Origin of the sequence: Kibdelosporangium philippinense (assembly GCF_021390435.2) — a bacterium.
Taxonomy (GTDB): domain Bacteria; phylum Actinomycetota; class Actinomycetes; order Mycobacteriales; family Pseudonocardiaceae; genus Kibdelosporangium; species Kibdelosporangium philippinense.
The window spans coordinates 1,477,174-1,503,859 of the sequence record NZ_JAJVCN010000001.1 but is presented as its reverse complement, the minus strand read 5'-3'; the positions used below and the strand labels follow the sequence as shown (position 1 = coordinate 1,503,859).

30 protein-coding genes are annotated in these 26,686 nt (G+C 65.8%); 10 read left to right on the top strand and 20 right to left on the bottom strand.

What is annotated here, in order from left to right; genetic code table 11:
* Positions 1-32 precede the first annotated feature (32 nt).
* A complete protein-coding gene (locus tag LWC34_RS06835; protein ID WP_233723783.1) occupies positions 33-1,007 on the top strand; it encodes a TIGR03557 family F420-dependent LLM class oxidoreductase in 975 nt (324 codons plus the stop codon).
* Here LWC34_RS06835 and LWC34_RS06830 read toward each other — a convergent pair.
* From LWC34_RS06830 to LWC34_RS06805, 6 genes are all read right to left on the bottom strand, one after another.
* A complete protein-coding gene (locus LWC34_RS06830) occupies positions 969-1,688 on the bottom strand; it encodes a metallophosphoesterase family protein (protein ID WP_233723781.1) in 720 nt (239 codons plus the stop codon). The genes LWC34_RS06835 and LWC34_RS06830 overlap by 39 nt on opposite strands.
* Positions 1,685-1,852 (bottom strand): hypothetical protein, encoded by a 168-nt coding sequence (locus tag LWC34_RS06825; protein ID WP_308199983.1) that lies wholly within the window; start codon positions 1,850-1,852, stop codon positions 1,685-1,687. The genes LWC34_RS06830 and LWC34_RS06825 overlap by 4 nt, the downstream gene beginning before the upstream one ends.
* A complete protein-coding gene (locus LWC34_RS06820) occupies positions 1,836-2,555 on the bottom strand; it encodes a nucleotidyltransferase (protein WP_308199982.1) in 720 nt (239 codons plus the stop codon). Before LWC34_RS06820 ends, LWC34_RS06825 begins: the two co-directional genes overlap by 17 nt.
* A gap of 13 nt (positions 2,556-2,568) precedes the next feature.
* Positions 2,569-3,717, bottom strand: a complete 1,149-nt coding sequence (locus LWC34_RS06815; protein ID WP_233723771.1) for a S8 family serine peptidase — start codon at positions 3,715-3,717, stop codon at positions 2,569-2,571.
* Between the two features lie 68 nt (positions 3,718-3,785).
* Complete coding sequence (locus LWC34_RS06810) at positions 3,786-4,727, bottom strand: DNA polymerase domain-containing protein (RefSeq protein WP_233723769.1); 942 nt, start codon at positions 4,725-4,727, stop codon at positions 3,786-3,788.
* A complete protein-coding gene (locus tag LWC34_RS06805; protein WP_233723767.1) occupies positions 4,694-5,647 on the bottom strand; it encodes a phosphotransferase in 954 nt (317 codons plus the stop codon). Before LWC34_RS06805 ends, LWC34_RS06810 begins: the two co-directional genes overlap by 34 nt.
* Positions 5,648-5,721: 74 nt before the next feature.
* Between LWC34_RS06805 and LWC34_RS06800 the strand changes: the two genes are divergently transcribed.
* Positions 5,722-6,534 carry an SAM-dependent methyltransferase gene (locus LWC34_RS06800; protein WP_233723758.1) on the top strand — a complete coding sequence of 271 codons (813 nt, stop codon included), beginning with the start codon at positions 5,722-5,724 and terminating at the stop codon, positions 6,532-6,534.
* 601 nt (positions 6,535-7,135) lie between these two features.
* Here the strand turns inward: LWC34_RS06800 and LWC34_RS06795 are convergent.
* Positions 7,136-8,575: an IS1380 family transposase gene (locus LWC34_RS06795; protein WP_233723756.1), complete on the bottom strand. Its 1,440-nt coding sequence runs from the start codon at positions 8,573-8,575 to the stop codon at positions 7,136-7,138.
* A gap of 318 nt (positions 8,576-8,893) precedes the next feature.
* Here LWC34_RS06795 and LWC34_RS06790 point away from each other — a divergent pair, with 318 nt between their 5' ends.
* Positions 8,894-11,557: an AfsR/SARP family transcriptional regulator gene (locus LWC34_RS06790; RefSeq protein ID WP_233723754.1), complete on the top strand. Its 2,664-nt coding sequence runs from the start codon at positions 8,894-8,896 to the stop codon at positions 11,555-11,557.
* On the opposite strand, the gene LWC34_RS06785 is transcribed toward LWC34_RS06790, so the two are convergent.
* From LWC34_RS06785 to LWC34_RS06745, 10 genes are all read right to left on the bottom strand, one after another.
* On the bottom strand, positions 11,558-11,758 hold the full coding sequence (locus tag LWC34_RS06785; RefSeq protein ID WP_233723752.1) for a carbohydrate-binding domain-containing protein: 201 nt from the start codon (positions 11,756-11,758) through the stop codon (positions 11,558-11,560).
* 159 nt (positions 11,759-11,917) lie between these two features.
* On the bottom strand, positions 11,918-12,691 hold the full coding sequence (locus tag LWC34_RS06780; protein WP_233723750.1) for a DUF3592 domain-containing protein: 774 nt from the start codon (positions 12,689-12,691) through the stop codon (positions 11,918-11,920).
* Complete coding sequence (locus tag LWC34_RS06775) at positions 12,675-13,172, bottom strand: DUF1772 domain-containing protein (RefSeq protein ID WP_233723748.1); 498 nt, start codon at positions 13,170-13,172, stop codon at positions 12,675-12,677. The genes LWC34_RS06780 and LWC34_RS06775 overlap by 17 nt, the downstream gene beginning before the upstream one ends.
* 18 nt (positions 13,173-13,190) lie before the next feature.
* Positions 13,191-13,544, bottom strand: coding sequence for an STAS domain-containing protein (locus LWC34_RS06770; protein ID WP_233723739.1), 354 nt, complete (start codon positions 13,542-13,544; stop codon positions 13,191-13,193).
* A 205-nt stretch (positions 13,545-13,749) separates the two neighbouring features.
* On the bottom strand, positions 13,750-14,193 hold the full coding sequence (locus LWC34_RS06765) for a GNAT family N-acetyltransferase (RefSeq protein ID WP_233723737.1): 444 nt from the start codon (positions 14,191-14,193) through the stop codon (positions 13,750-13,752).
* Positions 14,096-14,416: a cytochrome P450 gene (locus tag LWC34_RS58720; RefSeq protein WP_372496521.1), complete on the bottom strand. Its 321-nt coding sequence runs from the start codon at positions 14,414-14,416 to the stop codon at positions 14,096-14,098. The genes LWC34_RS06765 and LWC34_RS58720 overlap by 98 nt, the downstream gene beginning before the upstream one ends.
* 171 nt (positions 14,417-14,587) lie before the next feature.
* On the bottom strand, positions 14,588-15,838 hold the full coding sequence (locus LWC34_RS06760; RefSeq protein ID WP_233723735.1) for a DUF1700 domain-containing protein: 1,251 nt from the start codon (positions 15,836-15,838) through the stop codon (positions 14,588-14,590).
* A complete protein-coding gene (locus LWC34_RS06755; RefSeq protein WP_233723733.1) occupies positions 15,835-16,158 on the bottom strand; it encodes a PadR family transcriptional regulator in 324 nt (107 codons plus the stop codon). The genes LWC34_RS06760 and LWC34_RS06755 overlap by 4 nt, the downstream gene beginning before the upstream one ends.
* Positions 16,159-16,278: 120 nt before the next feature.
* Positions 16,279-16,584, bottom strand: a complete 306-nt coding sequence (locus tag LWC34_RS06750; protein WP_250109435.1) for a hypothetical protein — start codon at positions 16,582-16,584, stop codon at positions 16,279-16,281.
* 32 nt (positions 16,585-16,616) lie between these two features.
* Positions 16,617-17,069, bottom strand: a complete 453-nt coding sequence (locus tag LWC34_RS06745; RefSeq protein WP_233723729.1) for a winged helix-turn-helix transcriptional regulator — start codon at positions 17,067-17,069, stop codon at positions 16,617-16,619.
* 161 nt (positions 17,070-17,230) lie between these two features.
* Between LWC34_RS06745 and LWC34_RS06740 the strand changes: the two genes are divergently transcribed.
* The 5 genes from LWC34_RS06740 (at position 17,231) to LWC34_RS06720 (ending at position 21,028) form a co-directional block, all read left to right on the top strand.
* Positions 17,231-18,052: an enoyl-CoA hydratase/isomerase family protein gene (locus tag LWC34_RS06740; RefSeq protein ID WP_233723727.1), complete on the top strand. Its 822-nt coding sequence runs from the start codon at positions 17,231-17,233 to the stop codon at positions 18,050-18,052.
* A 27-nt stretch (positions 18,053-18,079) separates the two neighbouring features.
* On the top strand, positions 18,080-18,976 hold the full coding sequence (locus LWC34_RS06735) for an alpha/beta hydrolase (RefSeq protein WP_233723725.1): 897 nt from the start codon (positions 18,080-18,082) through the stop codon (positions 18,974-18,976).
* Positions 18,977-19,086: 110 nt separating this feature from the next.
* Positions 19,087-19,908, top strand: a complete 822-nt coding sequence (locus LWC34_RS06730; RefSeq protein WP_233723723.1) for an SDR family NAD(P)-dependent oxidoreductase — start codon at positions 19,087-19,089, stop codon at positions 19,906-19,908.
* An 89-nt stretch (positions 19,909-19,997) separates the two neighbouring features.
* The gene (locus LWC34_RS06725) at positions 19,998-20,792 is read left to right on the top strand and encodes a DUF899 domain-containing protein (RefSeq protein ID WP_233723721.1); all 795 of its coding nucleotides are present in this window, start codon (positions 19,998-20,000) and stop codon (positions 20,790-20,792) included.
* Positions 20,793-20,854: 62 nt separating this feature from the next.
* Positions 20,855-21,028, top strand: a complete 174-nt coding sequence (locus LWC34_RS06720) for a hypothetical protein (RefSeq protein ID WP_233723719.1) — start codon at positions 20,855-20,857, stop codon at positions 21,026-21,028.
* On the opposite strand, the gene LWC34_RS06715 is transcribed toward LWC34_RS06720, so the two are convergent.
* Genes LWC34_RS06715 through LWC34_RS06705 form a run of 3 tightly spaced genes read right to left on the bottom strand, consistent with a single transcriptional unit; the run spans position 21,018 to position 23,224 of the window.
* The gene (locus tag LWC34_RS06715; protein WP_233723717.1) at positions 21,018-21,491 is read right to left on the bottom strand and encodes a fibronectin type III domain-containing protein; all 474 of its coding nucleotides are present in this window, start codon (positions 21,489-21,491) and stop codon (positions 21,018-21,020) included. The genes LWC34_RS06720 and LWC34_RS06715 overlap by 11 nt on opposite strands.
* A 33-nt stretch (positions 21,492-21,524) precedes the next feature.
* Positions 21,525-22,685 carry an MFS transporter gene (locus LWC34_RS06710; RefSeq protein ID WP_233723715.1) on the bottom strand — a complete coding sequence of 387 codons (1,161 nt, stop codon included), beginning with the start codon at positions 22,683-22,685 and terminating at the stop codon, positions 21,525-21,527.
* Entirely contained in the window at positions 22,682-23,224 is a 543-nt protein-coding gene (locus LWC34_RS06705) for an NADPH-dependent FMN reductase (RefSeq protein WP_233723713.1), read from the bottom strand. Before LWC34_RS06705 ends, LWC34_RS06710 begins: the two co-directional genes overlap by 4 nt.
* A gap of 99 nt (positions 23,225-23,323) precedes the next feature.
* On the opposite strand from LWC34_RS06705, the gene LWC34_RS06700 reads away from it, so the two are divergent.
* Positions 23,324-26,443: an AfsR/SARP family transcriptional regulator gene (locus LWC34_RS06700; RefSeq protein WP_233723711.1), complete on the top strand. Its 3,120-nt coding sequence runs from the start codon at positions 23,324-23,326 to the stop codon at positions 26,441-26,443.
* Positions 26,444-26,686, top strand: a complete 243-nt coding sequence (locus LWC34_RS06695; protein ID WP_233723710.1) for a zinc-ribbon domain-containing protein — start codon at positions 26,444-26,446, stop codon at positions 26,684-26,686.

Here is a 26,686-nt window from a genome sequence, read left to right as displayed (position 1 = left end):
TCGAGTACCCAGGCAACGGGAAGCCAACCCGCATGCGTATCGGATACACGTTGATGACCGAGCAAGCCGGTCCGAAACAGCTGGTCGAACATGCGATGAAGGCCGAAAACGCCGGATTCGCCTTCGAAGTGTCCAGCGACCACTTCTTTCCGTGGCTCGCTGAGCAGGGGCACGCGCCCAATGCGTGGACGGTGCTGGGCGCGGTCGCCCAGTGCACCGAACGCGTCGAACTGATGACTTATGTGACCTGTCCGATCATGCGCTACCACCCAGCGGTGGTCGCACAGCAGGCGGCAACGATGCAACTGTTGTCGGACAACAGGTTCACGCTTGGGGTTGGTTCAGGCGAGAACCTCAACGAGCATGTTGTCGGGCGCGGTTGGCCGCCTGCGAACGTCCGCCACGAGATGCTCGCGGAGGCGTTGCAGATCATCCACGGTCTGTTCGATGGCGGCTACTTCAACTACAACGGCACGCATTTCCGTGTCGACGCGGCAAAGCTGTGGGATCTGCCGGCGGTCCGGACGCCCGTCGGTGTCGCGGTGTCCGGCGAGCAGTCGATCACGCATTTCGCGCCGCTGGCTGACCATATGATCGCGGTCGAGCCGGAACCTGGGCTGTGCAAGCTGTGGGACGGGCAGAAGTCCTCGCCGAGCCGCAAGATCGGGCAGATGCCGGTGTGCTGGGATCCCGATCGGGATGCCGCGATCAAGCGTGCGCACGAGCAGTTCCGCTGGTTCGGCGGCGGGTGGAAGGTCAACGCCGAGCTGCCGGACGTAACCAGCTTCGCCGCCGCGACCTCGTTCGTGCGGCCGGAGGATGTGGCCGAGTCGATCCCTTGTGGACCGGACGTGCGGCCGATCGCCGAGCAGGTCAAGCAGTTCGCCGACGCCGGGTTCACCGACCTGGCGATCGTGCAGATCGGCGGCGATCACCAGGACGGCTTCCTCGAATTCGCGCAGAGCGAGCTATTGCCCGCCCTCAACGCAGTACACGGCGAAGGCTGAGCCGATCACGGGCTGGGCGACGTTGCGGACGCGCACGCCGCCTGCCGTGACGCCTTGCTCTGTCCCGAAATGCGCGTGTCCGTGGATCGCGAGGTCCACATTGGTCTGGTCGATCACTTCGGCCAGCTGGTAGCAGCCAAGAAACGGGAAGATCTCCGGCGGCTCACCGCGCAACGTGTCCGCCACCGGCGAGTAGTGTGTCAAAGCGATCTTGATGTCGGTGTCCAGTTCGGACAACGTGGCCCGCAACCGGTCCGCGATCTCGACCGTGTGCTGGATGAACGCCTTCATCTCCCGCTCACCGAACACGCTGCCCGACTTGCCAGCGAAACCACCGCCGAAACCCTTCACCCCGCCGACCCCGAGCGAGCAGTTCCCGATCCGCAGCGTCGTATTCGTTCCTTCGAGCACTCGGATGCCGCGCTCGGTCAGCACATCCGCGATCTCGATCTCTTTGTCGCTGTGGTAGTCGTGGTTGCCGAGCACCGCGATCACCGGCACCGGCAGGTCGGCGAACTCGTCCGCGACGACCTGTGCCTCGTCCAGGCTTCCGTGCCTGGTCAGATCGCCCGCGAGGAGCAGGACGTCCGCGTGGTCGCCGAGCTTGTCCAAGGCTGGACGCAGGCGGCCGCGCGCGTCCTCGCCAAGGTGCACGTCACCCACTGCCGCGATCCTGATCACCTCAGCTCCTCCCGCCTGGTCGGCTCGTCCGCTCCGACGACCCGGATGTCGTTGTGGATCACCAGTTCCGGTGCCACGTCCTTGATCACCTCGGAGATTTCCGCACGGCGTTCCTCGGTGGCGACGTCCCCGCTGACCACCACGTGGTCACCGCGCACGGTCACGCGCACGCCCTGCTCGGCCGTTCTGGGATCCTCTGCCAACGTCGTACGCAGGCGCGCCACCAGATACTGCGGCTGGGTCATCGCTCCGCTTCCCTTCATCGTCCGTGATGGCCAACCGGTCGCACAGCAACAGGAAAGCCTCGGCGTACGGCGACTGCGCGGTCTCCGCGCGCACTCGAGGCCAGTCGATCTGCTCCCGCAGCGCCCGCGCGATCGGTAACAACGCCGCCAGGTCGCAGCGGTGGACCTCAAGGGCGAGCAGCTTGCCGACCATCACCTCGGTGGCGCGCTGGACGTGCATGACCGTCGGGCCGACCCTGATCTCCTCGGCATCGTCGAGCATCTCGGGCGTGACCTGGCGTTCGTTGGCCCGGAAAATCAGGTCGACCAGCCGGTCGCCGTCGTAGACCTTGGTCAGCCATTCCTCTGGCGGGTCCGCTGCCCGGAAGCCCTCGCTCACCAACGCCCGAACGGCAGTCGGCACGTCTTCCTCGAGAATCAGAATGTCGACGTCATGCTCGGTCTCCGGCCCGCCGCGCGCGTACACAGCGCAGCCGCCGGTCAACGCGAAACGCACACCGGTCGGCCGAAGCGCGCTCGCCACTTTGGTCACGGTCCGTATCAACGCATCCTGGACATCCGAACCCATATCCCTTACGTACCCGCGCCCCGCGTGGACGAATCCACGCGGGGCTTCCAACATCAACTCCTTGGGGTCAACTCACATCGAGCGTGACATCGTCGACGACGAACGACGTCTGCAGCGAGATGTCCTCGGTGCCGGTGAAGGTCAACGTCACGGTCTGGCCGGCGTAGGCGCCGACGTCGAAGGTGCGCTGCTGGTAACCGGCGGCCTCGTTCAGGTTGGAGTACGTGGCCAGGGTGTTCGAGCCGAGCTGGACCGTCAGCTTGTCGTACTGCACGGTCCCAGTCGTCTCATTCGAGTCGATGTGCAGCCAGTACGACAGGCGATAGGACGTGCAGCCCGCCGGGATGGTCACCGACTGCGACAGCCGGTCGGTGCGGATGAAGCCGTAGCCGTTCAGCCATGCGCTCCAGGTTCCGGCGTGTGCCGGTTGCTCGGAACCGTGCTGCCCGATCACGTTGCTGGTGGCAGTCCAGTTCGCGGCACCGGACTCGAAGCCGGAGTTGGCGATCTTCTGGCCTGCGCCCGTGCAGCCGCCGACCGGGTTGACCGTCCACGTGAAGGACGCGCTACCGGCCTTGGTCGCGGTGTCCGTGGCCGTCGCGGTCACGTTGTAAGTGCCTGCGGTCGTCGGCGTGCCCGAGATCAAGCCGCCGCTGGAAATGCTTAGGCCAGGCGGCAAACCGGTGGCCGACCACGTGTACGGCGGAGCTCCGCCGGACGCGTTGAGTTGCAGGTTCACCGCGGTACCAACGGTTGTGGTCTGGTTTCCCGGGTTGGTCACCGACGGGTTGCCCGGTCCAGGATCGCCGATGTTGGTGAACAGCAAGCGGTTCGGCGAACCGGTGCCCGGGTTGCTGATCTTGTCGAGCGAGGAGTTGTTGATGAGCGCGGTGTGCACCGCGGCGGCCGAGTCGTTCGGGTGATCAGCGAGCCAGAGTGCCGCGCCACCTGCCACATGTGGTGTGGCCATGGAGGTTCCGCTGATCGTGTTGGTCGCCGTGTCGTTGGTGATCCACGATGACGTGATGTCCACGCCAGGCCCGAAGATGTCCGTGCACGTCCCGAAGTTGGAGAACGACGCACGCGCGTCATTCCTGTCGGAAGCGTTCACCGTGATCGCCTCGGCCACCTTGGCCGGGGTGAAGTTGCACGCGTTCTGGTTGGAGTTGCCCGACGCGATCGCGTACGTCACGCCTGACGCGATCGAGTTGCGCAAAGTCACTCCCTTGCCCAACCCGGTCACCCCTCGTGAGTGGTTAGGCGGGTTAGAACACGCATAACCACTCACGAGTCTTGAGCTGCGGCTCGCTTGCGGCGCTTGCCCTCGTGCATCGCTTGGACGCGGGCGATGGGGATGGTGTGGCCTTCTTCGATCAAGTCGGCGGGAATCTGTTGGGGCGCGGGCATGTTCGCAGCCCATGGGTCGCTGTCCCCGAGCAGCGATACGGCGTTATGCACGGTGAAATCCCGTGGCGATACGGATTCCAAGTCGTCCCAAGGGATTGGGAACGAAACCGGTAGGCCTGGGCGCAGCCGTGGGCTGTATGCCGCGACCACTGTCGCGCCGCCCGCGCGCGTGGAGTCGAGGAAAACCTTGCCGTGCCGGTCTTCCCGGATGAACGCGGTCGTGGCCAAAGCTGGATCGATGCGTTCGGCTCGTGCGGCAAGGGCACGGGTCGCCGCGGCGACATCTTCTATACCGTGCCGTTCCAGTGGGATGAAGATGTGGACACCTTTGGCCCCACTGGTTTTCACCGTTCCTCGCAGTCCGGAGTCGGCCAGTGCCTGGCGAACCAGGTGCGCGGCCTTGACCACAAGGTCGAACGAGTCGCCTTCCGGCGGGTCGAGGTCGAGGATCATATGGGTCGGATGATCCTCCCCTGCCGTCATCAACGCGGGGTGATACTCCACCGCACGCTGATTGCCGAACCACAGCAGGGTTTGGCGGTCGTTGCAGAGCGCGTACGACACGGTCCGCTGCGACGACTCGGCCCACAGCTTCACGGTCGGCACGAACGACGGCGTGTACTTCGGTACGTTCTTCTGCATGAACGGCCCCTGGCCGCGCAGGATTCGCATCACGGTGAGTGGCCGGTCGGCGAGAACCGGAATGATCCGGCCGGACATGGCGTCCAGGTAGTCGACCAGGTCCCGTTTGGTCGCGCCCTCGAACAGCGACTGGTCCAGATTGGTCAGCTTGACGCCGTCCCGCTCCTCATCGCCCATTGCGTCACCCTAATGCCCGACAGCGTTTCCAGCGGCGCGGACGCGAATCTCGCCGGATTCGGGCCGAGCGCGCGATCCCACACCAACGTCCGCGCGACAATGCCGACCCAACACGCCAGCTCAAGCTGTTCGACGAGCTCGCGATGGGTCGCAAGGTCACTGAAAGCCTCCAAATAGCTGTCCCGCAGCCTTTGCATCGACGCCTCATCCACGTCCATGGTCTGCGCGACGACAAGCATGCTCGCGAGCGGATGCGCGATGACGCTGTCGCCCCAGTCGTAGAACTTGGCCCGTCTACCGGCCAAGAACACGTTCCCGACGTGCAGATCGTTGTGATCGACGCTCGGCGGGATCGACATTTCCGCGAGCTGCGCGGCCCGCTCGACCACCACGTCCCGGCGCGCCACGATCTCGTCGACCAATTCCGGCTCGTGCGGGCGCCTGCGGACAGTAGCCACGGCCTCGTCGAACCGCTGCGGGATGACGTCCGCGCGCATGTCCTGCACACCTGCCGCGAGCAGCCGGTTGACGTGCGGAAACAGCCGCCGCTGCAGCTCGCCGTACTGCGGCAGGACCTTGAGCATGCTTTCGTACGGGTCGTGCCGCACGGTCGGGCCGCCGTCAGGCAGGACCAGCCAGCCGCGTTCGACGTCGAGAGCGATCGGTTCCAGCACCCACTCGGCCGCGATGTCCCGGAGTACCTCGTACAACCCGACCTCGAAGGCCGCCTCCGGGCCCGGCGCCTTCATCCAGATCACGCCAGCGGACGTCGGCGCGGTGAGCACAGTCCCCCACGGCCGCACGCGCGGCTGGGTCAGCTCGCCGGTGCGTCTGATCCCGTGGGATGCGAGCTGCTCATCCAGCCACGACTCGGCGGAATCTCGCCAAGCCTGACTGGTCCATACCTTCTCCGACGTCACGGAACCACAGTGTCAGATGATCATCCTACTCGGCCTGCCAATTACCGTCCGGGCCGAGCCGATAACCTTGAGCCATGTCGAAAAGCCTGCCCGAGATCGATCCGACGACCCCGAGCATCGCCCGCGTCTACGACGCCTTCCTCGGTGGTAAAGACCACTACGAGGTCGACCGGCAGGTTTACCAGCAGATTCTGCAGATCGCCCCCGAGTCGGCCAGAACAGGTCGAGAAGCCAGGTACTGGCTGATCAGGGCGGCTCGTTTCCTGGCAGGCGGCGCTGGTATCGACCAATTCCTCGACCTCGGTTCCGGCCTGCCAACGGCGGAAAACACCCACCAAGCGGTACAGCGCCTGAACCCCGAGGCCCAGGTCGTCTACGTCGACAACGACCCCATGGTCGCCGCCCACGGACGCGCGCTGCTGGAGGAGAACGACCGCACCCACTTCGTCGTCGGTGACCTGCGGGAACCCGAAGAGATCCTGCAAGACCCGATCGTCTCCCGCTACCTGGACTGGACCCGCCCGCTGGCGCTGATCCAGTGCAACACGCTGCACCACGTGGCCGACAAAGACGACCCCGCGGGCGTGATGGCGAAGTACATCGACGCCTTGCCTTCGGGCTCGTACATCGCGATCTCACACCTGTTCGACCCAGCCGACGGCAGCTCCCGGGCCGAGCTGGCCAAAGAAGTCCAAGCCAGGTTCATGGCCCTGATGGACACGTGCGTGTTCCGGACGAGGGAGCAGATCGAGTCCTTCTTCAAGGGCACCGAGATCGTCGAGCCCGGCCTGGTCCACCCCTTCGAATGGTGGCCAGACGGCCCGTTGACCACCGACCGTGTGGACGGCGACTACCTGCTGATGACAGGCGTCGCCCGCAAACCCTGATCGGGTTGTTTCGGGGGGGTTGCCCACCTCCTGCGAGCTTCGGGGATGCCCATCTTGTGCGAGCCCACCCGGCTATACCCACCTCCCGCTGGCTGTGGCCGGGCTCCGGAGCGAAGCGAATGGGTACCTCGCGATAGCGCGCGTGTCCACCATTCCTTGTGGTGAGTTGAACGCTCGCGGCGCACAGCGGCACCCAGCCGGGCTGAGAGCGAGTCGAGCAGTGTGACTCACCGGGAAGGAATGGTGGACACGCGCCAGCTCGTGGACAAAGAGAGATACCTTGGCGATGCGGGTCCCTGCCTGTCGCGAACCGGGGTCACCCACGCGCTGCGTCTACTGTGGACCAATGAGTCGCCGCCACAGTCTCATCTGTATTCAGGTGTCACATGTGTCCCACCTGTGACAGGACGAGATGCCGCGAAGGCCACCTTCACGGCGTTCAACCTGGATTCACCGTTGATCTTGGGTTGTGGTCGTGGTGGTGGGTGGTTGTGGTGGTGGGCTGGTGGTGTGTGGTGTGGTCGTGTGGGAGTTGCTGGTCTGCCCAGCTTTTCCACTGTGGTCTTTCGGGTTGGGCCTGGTCAGGCGGGTGGTTAGGGGTTCAGGCGGGGTGGGGTGGGGCGTGGATGGTGGTGAACAGGTGGGTGAAGTCGGTGGCCCAGGGCCAGTCTTGTGGTAGTCGCAGGGTGATGTGGCGGGCGGTGCGGGTGACGCGGGCGGCGATGGTGATCAACCGGCGGCGCAGGGTGGTCAGCCGTGTTCGGGCGTGGGCAGGGCCGGCCAGGCAGGCGGTGGCGCGCAGGAGGTTGTGGGTCAGGGCGGCCAGGGACAGCCAGGCGGCGTTGGCGGCGAACAGTCCGGACGGGAAGTGGGCCAGCGGGCCGGCCGCGAGTTCGGCGAAGACGTGTTCGATCGCGCCACTGCGTTGGTCGTGCAGACGCCAGGCGGTGGCCGTGTCGAAGCCGGCCGTGTCGGGCTCGGTGGTGTCGGGCTCGGTGGTGGCGGGCCTGGTGGTGGTGGGTGGGAGGTTGGTGAACACCGCGTGGTAGCGCCAGGCTGGGAACAACTCGCCCTGCTCGTCGCGGGTGGTGATCCGGGTCCGGCGGACCAGTAGCCGGGCGGTGGTTTTCTGGCCGGGATTGACGGTCGGGTTGGTGAACGCGGTATGGCTGGTCTCGGCGATCTGGGCGGTGTGGATCAGCTGTCCGGTGTGCGGGTCGAGGACCGGGTCGCGGTAGGTGTGCTGCTGCCAGGCGTGCTCGGTGATCGCGTCGATCGCCTCCCGGATCGCGGAATGTTGTGGGGCGGTGATGGAGAACCAGACCCCCTCCCGCACCAGCATCGTGATCAATTCCCCGACATAGAACCCGGAATCGCCGCGTACCAGCAGCGGCCCGGTCGCGCCCGCGGCGCGGGCGGTGCCCAGCGCGCGGCGGGCCAGCGAGCTCACCGCGCGGCGGGTATCGGCGTTGCCGCCCCGTAACCGGGTCGCCACGATCACCGGCCTGCCCGCCGCTGTGGTCAGGGTCGCGGCCAGCGTGTTCAACCCCAACACCCCGGTATAGCCGAACGCGGCCCCGTCTTTGCCCCGCCCGTAGACCTGGCTGATTTTCGAGTCCAGATCCAGCAACCCCAACCGGTCGGCCCCCGCCAGCAGCGGCGTCAGCTCCGCCAAGCGGGCCAGCAGCCGGGCGGAGAGTTTCTCCAGCTGAGCGACATGACCCATGCTGAACCAGCGCAGAAACGTGCCCACAGTGGACGATGCGCGGATCCCGCTGAACAACCCCGCCATCCCACCATGCCGCACCAGGTCCAGATCACTGATCGAGTCCGCGCCCGCGGCCATCCCGGCCACGATCGAGCTGATCTTCGCGCCCGCGTTCGCCCCCACCGAACCACCCAGCCGCACCAGCTCACCGGCCAGATCCGACAACCCCGCGTCCTCGGCCAGCCGCATCACCGCCACCACACCCGCGTGCGACACCAACCCCGGATCGTCGAACCTCACCGACACCGCGCCACGCGTATGCGATGCTTTCACTCAGCAGATGCCCTCTCACTCGGACCGATATGTTTCTGTCATAAGAACAATCGTCCCAAGTCAGAGGGCATCTGCCCGTCCACGACACGACCAACCCACCAAGATCTTCGGTGAATCCAGGTCCAACGCGCGAGAGTAAGAGCTTGGCAGGCGCCGACGGGAGCGTCGTGCTGCTCCCGCGGCCCCTTCCACCCCCCAGTGGATCCCCCAGTCAAGGCGGCCCCCCGCACCAGCGGCCCGCCTCACGTGAAAGGGTGCACCACGGGGCAGGGACAATTCTTGAATCACCATTGAATCCGCAGGTGAAGGGGGTCGGCAGTGGAATTTCGCCTGCTCGGTGGCGTCGAGGTGAGCGCATCGGGCCAGCCGGTCGACATCGGCCACGCGCGGCAGCGATGCGTGCTGGCGGTCCTGCTGATCGAGGCGAACAACCCCGTGTCGACCGACGTGCTGCTCGACCGCGTGTGGGACGAAGGCCTGCCGCACAGCGCGCGCGGAACGTTGCAGAGCTACCTGACCCGGCTGCGGCGGGCGCTCGGCAGCGACGCCGAGATCGTGCGGCGCTCGGGTGGTTACGCACTCGTTGTCGACGAGCAGTCGATCGACATGCACCGGTTCCGTGAGCTGCTCGCGCAAGCCCGGTCAGCCGGGGACGACGAGACCGCGCTCGACCTGTTCGACCAGGCTATGGAGCTGTGGCGCGGGGAACCGTTCGCGGGCCTGGACACGCCATGGATCAACTCCATGCGTGACTCGTACGAGCACGAGCGACGGACCGCCGAACTCGACCGCACCGATGTCCTGCTCCGGGTCGGCCGCCACTCGGAACTCGTCGGGCCGCTGCTGAGCGAGGCGCGCAAGCAACCGTTCGACGAGCGGCTCGCCGGGCAGGTGATGCTCGCGTTGTTCCAGAGCGGGCGCCAGGCGGACGCGTTGAACCACTTCCGGCAGACGCGCCAGTACCTCGCTGAAGAGCTCGGCACCGACCCCGGGCCCGCGCTGCAGGCGCTGCACCAGCGGATTCTCGCCGGAGATCCGACGCTCGTGCCGAGCGAGCCGCCGGTTCCGGATCGGGCCGCCCGTGAACTCGCGGAGATGGTGCATCGGCAGTGGACCAAGGAAGCCGGATCGTTGCGGCGGCCGAATCCGCTGAGCGTGCGGTGGTCGATCACGGGCCGCCCGGTCGCGGCCGAGGAGCCCGTGTCGGCGGCGCGCGGGGACTTCACCCAGCTGGTACGGACTTTCCGCACGTCGCCGTCCCGGCAAATGGTGGTCCTCGGCGAGCCTGGCGCGGGCAAGACCGTGCTGGCGTTGCTGCTCACGCTCGCTTTGCTGGAACGCACGCGCGCAGGCGATCCCGTGCCGGTGCTGCTGACCGCGTCGAGCTGGGATCCGCGCACTGAGCACGTGCATTCGTGGCTGGCCAGGCGGTTGACCGAGGAGTACCCGGCGCTGGGCGGCGAAGCTGCTCGCCTGGTGTCGGATGGCCGGATCACGCTGATCCTCGACGGTCTCGACGAGATGCCCGAAGCCCTGCACGCCGACGCGATCAACGCGCTCGATCACGTCAGCGGCGACCTGGTGTTGACCTGCCGGACCACCGAATACGAGGCAGCGGTCGCCCGCGGCGGCGTGCTGCTGACCAAGGCGACGGTCGTGGAGATCGAGCCGGTCCAGCCAGCCGACGCGACCGCATTCCTGCTCAGCGCCGGGCCGCCCGCGAGGAAGCGTTGGCAGCCGGTGCTCGACCAGCTTCGACCCGAACTGCCGCTGGCGCAGGCGTTGACCAGCCCATTGATGGTCACACTCGCGCGCACGGTCTACACCGCGACGACCACCGATCCCGCGGAGTTGCTGGACGAGGCGAGGTTCCCGACGCGTGCAGCGATCGAGGACCACCTGCTTGAGGCGTTCATCCCGACCGCCTACACCTCGCAGCCCGCGCCACCGGAGGCCGCTCTGCGGCAATACCCGCCAGAGCAGGCACAGACCTGGCTGCGGTTCCTGGCCCGTCAGCTCAACCGGTCGGACTCGCACGACATCGCCTGGTGGGAGCTGCTGCGCGCGGTCTCACGCCCGGCTCGGACCCTGCTGGTTGGGCTCGCCTCGGCTGTCGCGTTCGGACTCGCCGGGGCCGTCGCTGGCGGCCTTGGCTCGGATCGGCCTGAGTGGACGCTTTACGGCGGTTCGTACGCGGTGGCTTTCGGGCTAGCGGGCGCGCTGGTGTTCTGGGTGGCGCCGCGCACGAGTCCTGTACGCGTTGAGCTGCGTTTTCGCGGGTCGTGGCCGCGATTTTTCGCCCGGTTCGCCGCGGGCGCGGTGATCGGCGTCGCGCTGGGCCTCGGCATGGGTCTGCCGAAGCCGATCGTGGCCGGGGTTGGTGTGGCGATCGGCCTTGCGGTCGGGATTCGGGTTTGGCTTGGCACTCCGGCGGAGGTGGACGAGGTCTCCAGCCCTCGGGTTGTCTTGCGTCAAGACCGCATCGCCGCGCTTGTTCTGGGGCTCGCGTTCGCGCTCGCGTTGACTTTCCCTGGCGGGATGGCCGTGGGCGTGCCGACGTTGGAAACCGCGGGGCATACCGTTGGCACGATTGACATTGTGATCAGCGCGCTCGGTGGGGCTGTGGCGGGCGCGGCCATCGGCGCCGTCTGGTTCGGCTGGATTGGCGTGCTGGCTTACGGTTTCGCCAGTGGTGTTGCCGGTGGGCTCATTTTCGGGCCCGTGTATCCGAACGTCTCTGGTGTGGGTGTCGGCATCGCTTTCGGGACTATCTTTGGGCTTTCCGTCGCGTGCATCAGCGTTTTGTCCCGGGCTTGGGGCACGTTCGTGCTCAGCCGGATGTGGTTGGCGCTGCGTGGACATCTGCCGTGGCGGCTGATTCCTTTCCTGGAAGACGCGCATCAGCGTGGGGTGTTGCGTCAGAACGGTGGCGTGTACCAATTCCGGCACGCGCGGTTGCGTGATCATCTCGCTAGGGAATGATCAGTTCGTCCAGTAGTCGATGTTCATGCTTCCAGTGAGGAATTCGAGCCTGACCGGGTGGTAGGAGTTCGCGTCGAGGGTGAACGTGCCCGCGTCCAGCGTTTGGTAGCCGGGTGAGTTGATGGTGATCACCGGGCCGGGGTTTCCGTCCATCACGAACCGGAATGTCGCCTGTCCCGCCATCCGGGTGTTCAAGGGCACGGGTTCTTACATCTTCGGGCAGGTTTTGTTGAACGTCATTCGATCATAATGTTGGCTGCGTGGCGTTATTTTCGCGCGGGGATTGCCCCGGAGTGCACAGCGGCGAGTGCTCAGGTGTCGAGCAGGCTGAGTGGCAGTACACGCGCACGATGTCGCTGTTCACTCACTGACAGGCTTCGCGGCAACCACGAACGGGCCGGTCAGGAACATGATGGACAACGCGCTCCCCTGACCGCCGACGTACACGTCGCTCGCGGTCAAACCCATCGGCAGCGGCAGGATGACCGGCCGGACGGTCACCGCTGTCAGGACGTCACCATCCGGAAATTTGATCGTCAGGACAATGCGGCCACGCAGGCGCTGGCGGACCAAGGCTCGACCGGACCGCCAGCCCTGCTTGCGCACCGAACGCATCCGCCGGTTCCACCGGCCGCCTGCGATCAGGCCACCCGACAACAGGAACACGCCGCCGACCAGGCTGGAAATCATCGTGGCAGCGGTCAGGAAGGACGCGTTCGGCGGATCGTCGGCTTGGTACCTGGGGGCATCGGGGTCGTACACGAGGGTGACGGGATCGCCGATCTCGTAGTTGGGGCTGCTGCCCGTCAGCTTGGCGGGCACAACCTGTTCCACGCCGTCGACCACGCACCTGACATCGATGAACCCGGGCCCGGTGTCAACGACAGTGCCGTCAACCCGCCACCAGCCCGGCAGCAGCTCGTTCGCCTCGCGCTCGATCAGGGCCGCGCCCAGGCTGAAGCCGATCAGCAGCAACAAGCCGGTCACGGTGAACAACCGTGACCGGAGGCGCAAACGTCGGACGGCCGCTGTCGCCAAGTCCGGACCGGCCCGATGATGGGTCAGCTCGGTCAGGTCGTCCATTCCCCAGACCGTGCGCAGTCTCAGCCGACGGACGTCATCGATCTCTGCCACAACGATCAACCTCGTCCGTGCTGATGGGAACCGAGGACCGGCGTGAATCCTGACGCAGCGCCCACATCGCGATGGCCAGAGCCAGCAAGCGAACCAGGTTCCCCCGATGCCAAGTCCGCAGGAGCGCGCGGGTTTCCGTCGCGCTCAGCGGCTCATTGCTGTGCAGGAGCTGAAGAACGACGGTCCGGACGAGATAGGCCGTCAGGGCGGTGGCCGACGCCGTGCTCGCCGCGGCGGCGACGATGACGCGTTTGTCCCCACCGGACCGCCAGCTGTTGACCAGCGTGATCGCGGTGGCGGCAAGGGTTGCGGGTGCTGGAAGGTAGTAGCGCAACGGGCTTCCGGCGCCAAGCAGCTTCGGCGGCCGGTTCGATCGGGCGTCCGTGAGCAGGCGCGGCACGTCCACCGCAGCTTCGTAGACGTTGCCGAACAACCAGTGCACCTGCCCCAGCCGCGCAACCTTGCGCGAGATGTTCTCCATGACAGGAGCATTCCAGAATCAAGCAGCGAGTTCCTTCACCGCGTCGGGCACTGATTGGCGCATGTGGAACAGCGGCGTGAGCCCGCTGATGTCCAGCGGTCGCAGCACCGGTGCTTTCACGGCGACGACGCACATCTCGATGTCGCTGGTTGTGGCGCCGTCCCGGGCTTCGACCAGGACGTGCAGTCCCGGCGAGCCGCAGAACGTGACCTCAAGCAGGTCGATGACAAGGCCAGTGGGTCGCTCCGCCAACGCGTCGCGCACGGCGTCGGCGAAGGGTGCGACTGAGGACATGTCCACTTCACCGGCGACGTGCACGACGGCTATACCACCGTCATGGCTGGTGGACACGGTCATGATGTCGGTGCTCATCGGGTGCTCCTTGATGAAAGGGCAACCACGAAGTCGTGCACCCGGGAGGAAAACGGCGTCGGCCCGACCCGAACACAAAAATCCGCAGCGGCGGCGAGAGAAGCCGGCTGTGGGCTCAACGACTAGCTCTCAGTGTTGGTCTGTCTTGTTCGACCGTACGGCCCCGCGCCGCCGACTGCAAGCGATCACGAAGAGTGAGAAATGCTCAATCGAAGTACAGACGGTATCCCTGAGCGACGGTACGGAAGCCCAGCGACTCATAAAAGGCGTGTGCCGCTGTACGACTGGCCCGTGACAGCAGCTGGATCTTGTAGCACTGCGTCTCTTTGGCCAAGGCGATCGCCGCCGTCACCAGAGCCACACCAATACCCGATCGGCGGAGTCCCTCGGTGACCACGACGTTCTCGACCAGCATGAACGGCCGTCCGCCACGGGTCAGGTTCGGCAGGGTCGTGCAATCGATTGTCCCGACGACGACACCGTCGGATTCGGCAACGAGGATCGCGCGCCCGGCTTGGGCCTCGATGGCACGCCAAGTGTCCAGCGCCACCTCAGTGGACAGTGTGGGGTCGGCCGGATGCAGTTCGGCGTACAGCGCAAGGAGTGCTGGCAAGTCCACTTCGGACGCTGGTCGGATCGTGATCGTCACGCGGGCAGTCTATGGTCGGACGTTTCCGTTCCACGTCACGGAGATGTGTCGTGATGCGAGCGCGCCGCATGACCAACGACACCGGGTAGCAGCGCAGAACCTCATTGATCACCGCGCGGGTGTACGGAAGTTGCGCGAAATCGGCGAGCTGGACGGGTCGACCTGCGAGTGCGGAGTCGATTTCGGCGTGCAGATTCCCGGCTATGTCAGGGTTTTCGGCGATCTGGTGCAGCGCCCGCCTCCGCGAGGAATCGTCCGATCATCGCAGGCTCCGCGGTGAGCACTCGGCAGCTGAAACCTCCCTCAGGCTAAGCCGCCGGTAAAGCCTGTTCAAGAGCCCATCCGTGTGGACACCAGGAGCGGCCCCCGATTGCCGCTCCTGGTGTCCACGTCCTCACTTCGTCGGCGTCGGACTCGCCGGTGGTGTGCTCGTCGAAGTCGACGAGGGCACCGGCGTCGACGGCTGCGACGAAGGAGTAGGCGATGGTGTCGCGGAAGGCGCTGGGATCTTGGGAATCGCCGCGCTGAAGGGAACTTCCTTGTTTTCACGGCACTTCGTCCGGTAACCGGCTGCGCGGCCCTCGCCATCGGTGAACGGCTGCTCGGTCCGCTCGATCTGCGGGCGCGGGAACCGGTTGTCCTCGCCAACCTTCTCGCGGGAGACGTTCGTATCCCGGCAGCCGAAACGGGTGAGCGTGATCGGCCTGCCCTGCTCGTCGTAGAGGTAGACGTCCGTCAGCGGTTCGCCTTCCGCGTCGAACGCGTAGATGTTCTCCACTGTGTTGCCGCCGTAGGTCAACTGCTTGGTGCCGTAGGAGTCAGACGACGAATAATAGTTGGACGTCGCGGTCGGGTACGACGTACGGCTTCCGATCAGGTCCGCGGTGGCGCCGAACCCGCCGAGCATCCCACCGACCGCGAACATGGACACCGGCACGACCATCCACAGTAGACGCCGGTCACCGCGAACCCGTTGCCCGGCCCACACTGCAGCAACACCAATCGCAGCCAGCAATGGCAGCAGAAGCACGGCCTGGCGGTGTCGCAGCATCAGCATCAACCCGAACGCGACGAGCACCGCCGCGCACACAACCCACCAGGCAGGCTTCATCGATTCGAGGAACCGGATCACCTTGCCGGGGCCGTCCTTCTCCCGTGCCCGATCCACGGTCTCGGACAGCCATTTCATCTCCGGCAGAGCCAGTACCGACTCCACACCGTTCGTCAGCAACAACGCAAGGCTGGCGATGAAGATCGGCAGCGGCAACGCCAAGGCAAGCAATGCATCCGCTTCGAGGTTGACGGCTGCGACGAAGGCAACCACGCCACATCCGAGAGCGCTGATCACCAGGCCCCACAACGCGATCCGCGGTCGTACGAGCCCAGATGCCGCGTAGGTCTTGGCCGCTTCCGAGGCAGGCGGGTAACCACCGGACGCACGCAGCTCCGCGGCGTAGCTCTCCGGCGTGCCGAGCCGTTCGATCATCGCGTCGATCCGCGCGTCCGGCCCGAGTTCCAGCTCCACATCGGCCAGGTGCGGCCGGACATCGTCGAGGATCTCCTCGACCTCGCTCGCGGGCAGGTCGGCGAGCGAAGTCCGGACCCGCGCCAGATAAACCCGCACGGCGGTCGGCTTGTCTGTCATGCTGCCTCTCCCAAGAGCGAGTTCATCGTCGACGCGAAGCTCAGCCAGGTCTTGCCGGAATCCGCGAGCCGCAACCTGCCCGGCTCGTTCAGGCTGTAATACTTGCGATGCGGTCCTTCCTCGCTTGGCACCACATAGGACGTGAGCAGGCCTGCCTTGTACAGCCTGCGCAATGTTCCGTACACCGACGCATCCCCCACCTCGTCGAGGCCTGCTGCCCTGAGTCGTCTCAGAACGTCGTAGCCGTAGCCGTCCTCGTCGCGGAGTACCGCGAGGACGGCAAGATCGAGCACACCCTTGAGCAGCTGACTGATCTCCACCGCGCCCTCCAGTCTTACGCAAGGAACACTACCACGCACTGCGCAGTAGTGTGCACAGCACACCCCCAACGCACGAAAAAGCCCGCTGACCTTGGACAAGGCCAGTGGGCTCGGTCTCAATCAGCTGTGGCGAGGCACGACCCGCAAACTTCCGAACGGGACAAGATACGGCTCAGCCGCGACTTCGATGTGCCAGTCGTCGCGCGGCGTCCATGGACCGAAGACCTGCGGTGCGTAGCGGCCCACGGGCACGTTGGTGAAATCGAGGCGCCCTGCGGCATCACTCGTGGCGTAGGCGGTCACGCGGCCGGTGATCACATCCCGGAGGCCGACCCGCGTTTTGCCAACCGCTTCACCCTCGTCGACACCGTAGTTGTCGTTCTTGTCGTGGAAGATCGTGCCGTAGGTGCTGGCGGTCTTGGTCACCCTGGTTTTCTTGTGGTGCGGCGCAAGCGCGATCACTTGTTGAGCAGGAAGCTCACATCCGACGCGGGCACTTCGCCGCCATTGTCCGTCACGAACCCGACCCGCACAGGTTCATCCGTGGATTTCGTTCGCCGCACACCGGAAGGGCCGACTGATCGCGGGCGGTGAATGTCGCCCCACTGCTGCAACGCGGCCAGCACGATACGCAGGTCCTGACCGGCCTGCGTCAGGTGATAGCTCTGCCGATGCCTGCTGCCCGGCTCCTGATAGGTCATCGTCCGCAACACTCCAGCGGACACAAGGGACTTCAGTCGCGCACTGAGCAGGTTCGGCGCGACCCTGAGCGCGGCGCGGATGTCCGCGAACTTGTGCCTGCCCGCGAATATCTCGCGGAGGATGAGAAAGGTCCACCGCTCGCCAAGCACTTCGAGGCTGCGCTCGATCGAGCACGCCGGTTCGTCCCCGGCCGGAGCTCCTGTCGACATCACGCCCCCTTTCGCAGGACCTCGACTCTCAGTCAGAGCATACGTGAGTTGCAACTTACAACCTATCAAACCGCCATATAATTGGATATTTCGTCCGCTCAATGGCGTCTTGCTGCCATGGCTGATTACAACATCTAAAGTCAGATGTTACCGTCGAGTCCATGGCCACTTCACACATCAAGGTCGACCAGCCGGCCCCTGGCTACGTGCGGGCGACGTTCGACCACGCCCCGATCAACCTGATCGACTACGACACCGTCAGTGCGCTCATCGACCTGGTCACCCGGCTCGAGCAGGACCCGGATGTGCGCGTGGTCGTGTTCGACAGCGCGAACCCGGACTACTTCCTCGCGCACTGGGACACCAGTGCGTTCGGCAGGAAGTACCCTGCGGGCACGCACCCGTGGCTGGATGTGCTCAACCGCCTCAGCCGCCTGCCGGTGGCCACGATCGCCGCCATCAACGGGCGGGCCCGCGGCGCGGGCAGCGAGTTCGTGCTGGCCTGCGACATGCGGTTCGCCGCACGTGATCACGCCAGGCTCGGCCAGCCCGAAGTCGCGTTCGGCCTTGTGCCGGCTGGCGGCCCGATGGCGAGGCTGCCACGGCTGCTCGGCCGTGGCCGGGCGCTTGAGATCGTCCTGTCCGGACACGACTTCACCGGCGCCCAAGCCGAGCTGTACGGGTACGTCAACCGCGCACTTCCGGATGCGGAACTAGACGAGTTCGTCGACACCCTCGCACGGCGGATCGCCCGGTTCGACAAGCGCGCGATCGCCGAGATCAAGGAATTCGTTGACGTGGCGAGCAATCCCGATGACGCGGAAATCTGGCCGATGATCGACGCTTTCCAAGCCTCTGCGGTTCGGCCGAGTACCGCGGCGCGGGTGACCGAGATGGAGCGGCGTGGTCTTGGGCAAGCCGGCCATGTCGAGTTCGACCTTGGCGTCCACTGCGCCGCCGACGACCTTCCTACAACCCACTGAAATCGCACTCCGCAAAGGAAACAGACTATGGTTACTCGTATCGACGTTGAAATCCCCGCAGAGGGCGCGGTTCTGAGCGCCTGGCTGTACATCCCGGACAACGCGACGAAGCCGCTGCCCACTGTGACGATGTGCATCGGCTTCGCTGGTATCAAGGACGCGCTGCTGCCGGAGTTCGCCACCGCGTTCACCGAAGCCGGATTCGTCACGATCCTGCACGATCACCGCGGATTCGGTGCCAGTACGGGAGAACCTCGCTATGACGTCAATCCGTGGCAGCAGATCGCGGACTGGCGCCGGGTCATCTCCTACCTGGAGTCGCGCCCGGAAGTGGATGCCGATCGGATCGGCCTGTGGGGAACCAGTTATTCGGGCGGGCACGCGCTCGTGCTCGGCGCGACGGACCGGCGTTTGAAAGCTGTCGTTGCCAACGCTCCCTTCATCTCCGGGCATCAGGACTACTTGCGCCGCGTCCTGCCGGAGGATCACGCCGCGATGGAAGAGTGGTACAACGGCGACGAACGCGCCCAGGTTCAGGGCGCGGCGCCCCGCGTGATCGCGGTCGCCGACAAGGACCCTGCCGTTGAGGCACTCTGGCACGACGCCGAAATCGAGGCTGTCTACAAAGCCGAGATTCCAGGCGTTACCGCTCCGAAAAACTTGGTCACGCTCCGGTCCGGCCGCATGATCCGGATGTACGAACCAGGCAGCTACATCAGCCGCGTCTCCCCGACTCCATTGCTGATGGTCGCAGCCAAGCAGGACACGATGACGCCGACCGACGCCCAACTGGCCGCCTATGAACAAGCACTGGAACCCAAAAAGCTGCAATTGTTGCCCGGCGGACACTTCGCGCCGTACATCGACGAGTTCGAACTGGCCAGCAGCGCCGCTATCGAGTGGTTCGGCACACACCTTCGGTGAGTGGCAAGATCATGACATCGTCATGGACAACGCATCCGCGTAAAGTCCGGTTCCGTGAAACGCTCCGCGATCGCCTTTCCCTTCGCGCCCGAATATGACGCCTGAATCCCATGCCGGACAAAGCCGGTTTGGCCGATGATGAGCCGTTGGTCAGGGTGCGTCTGCCGTATGGCGGCCAAGCGTGGCTCGCGCGTCGGTATGACGATGTCGGGCGCAATTGTGACCTCATCAAAATCATGGTCAGCGACCTCTTCAGCCCATATCGATCCCAGTACGGCTTCCGAGAACTGAGTACGGTCGTCGCGGAGGCGCACGACTGGGGCCTGCCTGTGGTGGCGTACACGCACAACCGCCAGGCCGTGCTCGACGCGGCCGCCGCAGGCGTCGATTCCATGACGCATGTGACGTATGGCGGCATCACCGAGGATCCGCCTCTGGTCAAGCAACTCGTCGCCAAAGGCGTGCCGCTGGCTTTCGGAAGTGCCAGCGGGATCCGGCCGCCCGGCACCCTCCCGCACCTGCCGTCCCAGGCCGTTGACGTCTTGGGCATCACGCCGATCGACGCACTCGTCGGCGTCACCAGTGCCGCTGCCGATGCCATGGTCAACGTGCATTCGTTGACCGCGTGGCTTTCGGGCATCCCAGGGTCGGGCACCTACGGCGCCGCGAAGGCGGCTTTGATCTCGTTCACGAACTCGCTGCGGTCGGAGTTGGGCCCGCAAGGCGTTCAGGTTCTCGGCGTCCAGCTCGGCTGGACCGACACGGACCTGGTCAAGCAGGTGGACGACGCCAAGAACGACCCTGCCGTTGTCGCCGCGGATATCGTCGCTGCCCTGCATAAAGGCGAGGCCGAACTGATCGCCGACGACGCCAGCCGCCACTTCAAGGGCGCGCTGTCCGGGCCAGTCGAAGCGCTCGACCTGTCCCGCTAGGCGGCTGTCGATATACGTTCTGTGACGTACGTGCCTCTCTTCTGTTTCGGCTAGATTCCGGCTGTTCCGACTCGGAAAGGAGAAGCTGGATGTCTCAAGGAACCTTGCCAGACGTAGTGTCACACGACGAGTGGCTCGCGGCCCGCAAAAAGCTTCTGGCGCAAGAGAAGGAGCTCACGCACGCCCGCGACCGGGTCAACGCCGCCCGGCGCCGGTTGCCGATGGTCCGAGTGGACAAGGAATACTCCTTCGAAGGCCCGGACGGACACGTCAGCCTGCTCGATCTGTTCGACGGCAGGCCACAGCTGGTGATCCACCACTTCATGTGGGAATTCGACATCGATGACGACGGCGCCGAACACCCCAAGGACACCGGCTGTTCAAGCTGTTCCTCCGGCGCCGACAGCATCGGAAACCTGCGGCAGCTGCACGTCCGCAACACCACGCTCGTTGCCGTGACCCGGGCGCCGTACGAGAAGCTCGCCGCGTATCGCGCGCGGATGGGTTGGACTTTCCCTTGGTATTCCTCGGAAGGAAGCGATTTCAACTACGACTTCTACGCGACCATCGATGACCGGATCGCCCCGGTAGTGCTCAACTTTCGCACCGAGGCAGAGCTTGCCGAGGCCGGGACGCCGTGGCAGGAAGCGTGGCGCGGCGACAATCCAGGCATCAGCGCGTTCCTGCGCGTCGGCGATGAGGTCTTCCACACGTATTCCACTTACGGCCGTGGCATCGAGGAGTTCCACAACGGCAACCCATATCTCGACCTGACCGCGCTCGGTCGCCAGGAAGAGTGGGAGGAACCGAAGGGACGCGCGACTCCGCTTGGCCTGCAGGTCGGCGGGCCCGCGATGCGCCTGCCCGACGAATACGGCACCTGAACCGCCAAGAGCGGGTACGCCCCCACCGTACCCGCTCTTGCCCTCAGGAGGGACGATCTCCTTTGGTTTTACGGAATGTCGCCGGGCTTCCCCTGCCGACGCTGTTCTCGGCGACCACGGTCACCGTGAAGGGCCGCTCGATCCCGATGTCCTCGATCAGAAAGCTCCGCGTGGTGCCGGAAACCCTGGCCGAGCCGGAAAAGGAGCCGTCGTCCCTGCGCCAGCTCACAATGTAAGCCGTGACAGGCGCGCCATTCGGGGCGGCGGCGGACAGGTCACGCGCGCGTCCGTGTCGCCGGTCTTGATGCGCGCGTAGAGGTTTGCCGGTACGCCAGGCGGGCTCGTCGGTGACGTTGGAGTCGCCTGCGCGCTCGCACCGGCGCCAGTGCCGACCCGGTTGACGGCGGCCACAGTGAACACGTACGAGCTTCCGTTGGTAAGACTGGAAATTGTGACGGATCGCTGTCCACTTGCGGCAGTCGTCGATGCTGTTTGGCCGGTACTTGCCCGCCAGGAGATCTGGTACGAGGTGATCGGCGTTGGAACACCGTCTGCAGAAGCGAATTGAAGACCCAGTGGCCGGTCAACGCGAACTGGCCCGCGGGCACAGGCTTGACCGCGCCGGTGATCGCGGTGACCACCACACCAACCACAAGGACCAGGACCAAGGTGAGCGACCCATTTCGCTTCGCCATGCACCGGACGCTAACGACGAAGCCGGGGAGGCCTCCCCTACGCCGCAAGGGCCGCGATCGCGGGCCCGAAAGCCGCACCAAGCAAGTAGCAAAGGGTGATCATGCCAACCGCGGTCGCACGGTACCGGTCAGGCAACGCACCAGTGGCACGGACGACGAGTACGCCCTGCCCGGTGGCAGCCACGAGTGAAGCCAGGAACATCGCGACGACCAGCAATGCGACCGGCGAGCCCAACACGACGATCACCACGGCTATCGTCGCCGCTGCCGCGAGGCCACCCAACAGCATCCGGGCCGCCGCCGTGATCAGGAACCAGGACGCCAGTCCGCCCGCAAGGTACGGAAAGACCATCAAGGTCCCGACTTCGCCAGTCGTCCACGCCAACCGGTCGGCCAGCATCCGCGGCGCCGCGTACAGGATCCCGAAGTTGGCCACAGCCAAAGCCACACCCAGCAGCGCGGCCGTCCGGAACTCCGGTGTCCGCACAAGGATGGCTGGCAAGAACCCGTCCGGTTCACGGCGCAAGTGCGCGGCAACCAGAACCGCGGCCAGCACCGCAGCCGCGGCCGCGATCAACGGCTGATGCGGAACGACCGTCAACGCGGTCACGAGCGCGGTCACCAGAATCGCGCCCGTCGCGTCGAACTGACGCTCGGCGGGTGGCGCGGGCAGCGCGCGCCCGATGATCGCCGGTATCGCGAGCAGGCTGAGCGCGGGCAACGCCAGGACCGCTTGCCACGACAGCAGGTCCGCGACCGCGGACCCGGCCAGCGGAGAAACGGCACCAACCGACGCCATTGACGCCGTGACAACTCCAAGCGCCGCGGGCGTGCCCGCCAAATGCATGGCGATGACCACCTGCCCGGCCATACCCAGTGCCTGCAGCGCGCTACCCACCACGAGCACCGGCAGCGCTGGGACCGCCACCATGAGAACCGTCCCCGCGCCGACGAGCGCAGCGCACGCCAGCAACGTGAATCTGGTGCCCTTGTGACTCAGCAACCCGGCGAGTAACGGCGTTCCGACCGCTATTCCCCATCCGAACGCGACCACGATGACGGTCGCTGACGCCAGCGAGACCTGGAGGACATCGGCGGCCTCGGGCAAGATCAATGCGAGCCCGGCGATCCCGAACGACATGGGCGCCGCCAGCAACGCCAGCCACGGCGCCGCCACTCGGACAACCGCGGTCGTCATGCCAACACCGCCGCACGGTCGTTGACCAGGGCGCCCAGGTCGTCCAGCAGCAGAGCGAGCGTCGCTTGCGCGGCCGTGTCACGCAGCTGGCCATCGGTGTCGAACGCGGTGTCGGCGCGGGGAATGCACAGGTGCCGCTCGACGACGTGGGCGCCGCACACCTTCAGGACCTTGCGCAGGTCGTTCTGGGCCCAGTCGGCGCCGTAGTCGCTGGGGCTGACGCCCACGACCGCGACCGGCTTGTCGACCAGCACGCCCTCCAGGTACGGCCGGGACATCCAGTCCAGCGCGTTCTTCAGCTGGCCGGGGATGGTGGTGTTGTACTCCGGCGTCGCGATGAGCAGGGCGTCGGCCGCGGCCACCTCGGCACGCATGGCGTGCACCGCGTCGGCGGGCGCGTCCTCGTGGTCCTCGTTGAACGGCGGCACGGTCGCCAAGGCGTTCCACAGCTGAATCGAAGTCAGTCCGGCGGCGGTGCGCAGCAGCTTGGTGCTGTGTGAGTCGGTACGCAGGCTGCCGGAGATCGCGAGGATGTTCATCGTTTTCGTCCTTCCAACTCGGTGTGGTGTTCACCGTGCTTGCCTGCACTTACGGCGTTCTTTCCACGCGCTTACGGCCCGCGCCGATATGCTCGGTAAATGCGGTTCGGCGTGCTCGGCCCGGTTGCCGTGTGGACGGATGAGGGGACACCGGTCACGATCCCCGGCGCCAAGGTCCGCGCCCTGTTGGCCGTCCTGCTCGTGCACCGCGGCGAACCGGTGACCGCTGACCGGCTGATCGACGACCTCTGGGGCGACGACGCCCCACGCAACGCGCAGGCTGCGCTACAGGTGAAGGTCTCGCAGCTGCGTAAGGCCCTTGACGATGTCAAGCGGGACATCATCGTGTCCGGCCCGTCGGGCTACTTGGTCCGTGCCTCGCCGGACGCGGTCGATGCCGACCAGTTCGCCAATCTGGTGCGTGCCGGACGACCGGCCGAGGCGCTGGAGCTCTGGCGTGGTCCGGCGTTCGCGGATTTCGCTGACCAGGCGTTCGCGGGCCCGCCGATCGCGCAACTCACCGAGCTGCGGCTGTCGGCTTTGGAAGACCACGCCGAGGCACGGTTGAAGGCCGGTCAACACAGTGGCCTGGTTGGCGAACTGAGCCAGTTGGTCTCGGAAAACCCTTTGCATGAAAGGCTTTCCGCCGCGCTGATGCGCGCGTTGTACCGGTCTGGGCGGCAGGCGGAGGCCCTTGAGTGCTACCGCGCGCTGGCCACAAGGCTTTCCGACGAGCTGGGCGTCGATCCCAGTCCAGAGCTGGCCGCGTTGTACGAGTCGATCCTGCGTCAGGACTCCGCGCTGACCCCCTCCCCCAAGGCATCGAACATCACTGCGCCGGTCGTCGACCTCGTCGGCCGTGCGGCTGAACTCGACGAGATCGGCCGGTTGCTCGACCATGCCCGGCTGGTGACGCTTACCGGCCCTGGTGGTGTTGGCAAAACCCAGCTGTCCCTTGAATCCGCGCGGCGCCTTGATGACGTGTGCCTTGTCGAGCTCGCTGGGTTCGATGGGGATGGCGCGACGCCTGACGCGCTCGCGGACATGGTGAGCTCCGCGCTGGGCATCCGTGACGACACGACCTCGGGCAGATCCACCGAAAGGCTGACCGAAGCGTTGCGGCGTAAGCAGATTCTGCTCCTGCTGGACAACTGCGAGCACTTGATCGAACCTGTGGCCGCGCTGACCGAGGTGCTGCTGAAGTCCGTGCCATCCCTGAAAGTCCTTGCCACGAGCCGTGAACCTTTGGCCATCGCGGGCGAACAGCTCTTCCCAGTCTCGCCCTTGGCCCTGCCGGAGAACCTCGCGGACGTCAGCGAATCACCCGCGGTCCAGTTGTTCGTGGCGCGGACCGCGGCCGTCACTCCGGGATTCGTTGTCACGCGTGACAACGCCCAGGCCATCGCCGCGATCTGCCATAGGCTCGACGGCCTTCCGCTCGCTTTGGAACTGGCCGCGACTCGGGTGCGTGTGCTGGGCGTGCATGACCTGGCGGTCCGGTTGGAGGACCGGTTCCGTGTGCTGACCAGCGGGCACCGCACCGCGCCTGCCCGCCAGCAGACGCTGCGCGCGATGATCGACTGGAGCTGGGACCTGTTGTCCAGCACCGAACGCGCGGTGCTCAGACGGTTGGCCGTACACGCCGACGGCAGCACGCTCGCTTCCGCCGAGGCCGTCTGCGCGGGTGATGACGTCGAGGCTTATGACGTTCTCGACCTGCTCGCGCGACTCGTGGACCGTTCGCTCGTCGTGACAACCGAGACGCCTCATGGCGTGCGTTACCGACTGTTGGAAACCGTCGCGGATTATGGGCGTCAGCGCCTGGCCGAAGCTGACGAGGACAGCGCGGTGCGTCAGGCCCATGCGGCTTACTACGTGGCGTTCGCCGAACAGGCTGACAGTCACCTGCGTGGACCCGATCAGCGGCTATGGCTGCAACGGCTCGACGCCGAAGGTGGCAACCTGCGCGCAGCTTTGGCCACGGCCGTCCGTGACAACTCGGCCGTGCTTGCGTTGCGGCTCGTCAACGCGTTGTCGTGGTACGGGTTCTTGCGTGGCAAGTATCAGGAGGCACACCGGTCTCTCACCACTGCTCTGGCGGTCGCCGCCGACGCGCCAGCGGACGTACGGGCTGACGCGCAGGCGTGGCAGATTGCGTTCGCGTACCTGAAGGGCAGTGACAGCACACCGTTGGAGCACGGGCAGGCCGTGCTCGACCAGTACCAGGACCCCGCGGCTCGTGCCCGCGCTCGCTGGCTGTTCGGCTACGTCGGCCGCAGCGGAACACCGGAGGCCGCAACCGACATGGTCTCCGATGCCCTGACCGTCTTCCGGTCACTCGACGACCAATGGAGCCTCGCGGCAGGGCTATGCACGTTGGCCGAGCTCGCGTTGATGCGCGGCGACCTGGCCGCCGCTCAGCAGAACGCCACCACCGCCGCGGAGATCTTCGCGTCGACCGGCGACCGCTGGGGCCAAATCCACGCCGCGGAGACCTTGGGGCAGCTCGCCGAGTTCGCTGGCGACCACCAGACATCCGGCCAGTTGCAGCACGACGCCCTGCAGATGGCGCAGGAGCTGGAGATCTGGCCACTCTTGACACAACAGCTGGCCAGGATGGGCCGTCACGCCATGCTCGCCGGAGACCATGCGGCGGCCCAGGAGTTCCTGGAACGCTCACTGCGGGTAGCCACCGACAAATCCGGCGAGGCCAGCGTGAACATGGCCCGCGGTGGCCTCGCAATGCTGGCCCGCAGACAGGGCCGCCACGAAGCCGCCGAGGAATTGCTCCAGCCGTTGCTGCGCTGGGAACGTCAAATCAACTACGACGTCGGGGTGGCATTCGGCCTGACCGAACTGGGCTTCAACGCCGCCCAACGCGGCGACGTCACTGCGGCACTGGACCTCCACCGCGAAGGACTGACGACCGCATGGGCAACCGGTAACCCGCGTGCGGTCGCCCACGCCCTCGAAGGCCTATCGGAAGCCCGGGCCCTGTCCGGCTCGCATACATTGGCGGCCCATTTGCTCGGCGCGGCCACCGCCGCCCGCGAATCCGTCGGCGCCCCACTGCCCGCTGCGGAACGCGGTGACGTTGACCGGATCACCGCTTTGTTGCGTGCTTCCCTCGGCGAGGACGCCCTGGCCGCCGAACTCGCGCGCGGTAGAGATCTGGATATCGAAGGCCTGGTCAGCCAGGAAACGAGGAGTGCGACGTAAATGGTGATTTTCGGCTTCCGGACCAAGGTTTTCGTCCTGGCGATGCTGATGCTGATGTGCCCCCGATGTGGCAACTCCGTGGCACATCCGCTGCACAAGGCCGTCACGAAGTTCACGCTCTTCTTCATCCCGCTGTTCCCGGTGAAGATCAAACACACCACGCAATGCACGTTCTGCGGCTACACGAGCCAAATGTCCAAAGACCAAGCAAACCAGCTGCTTGTCCAGTCAGGCCGCCGCTGA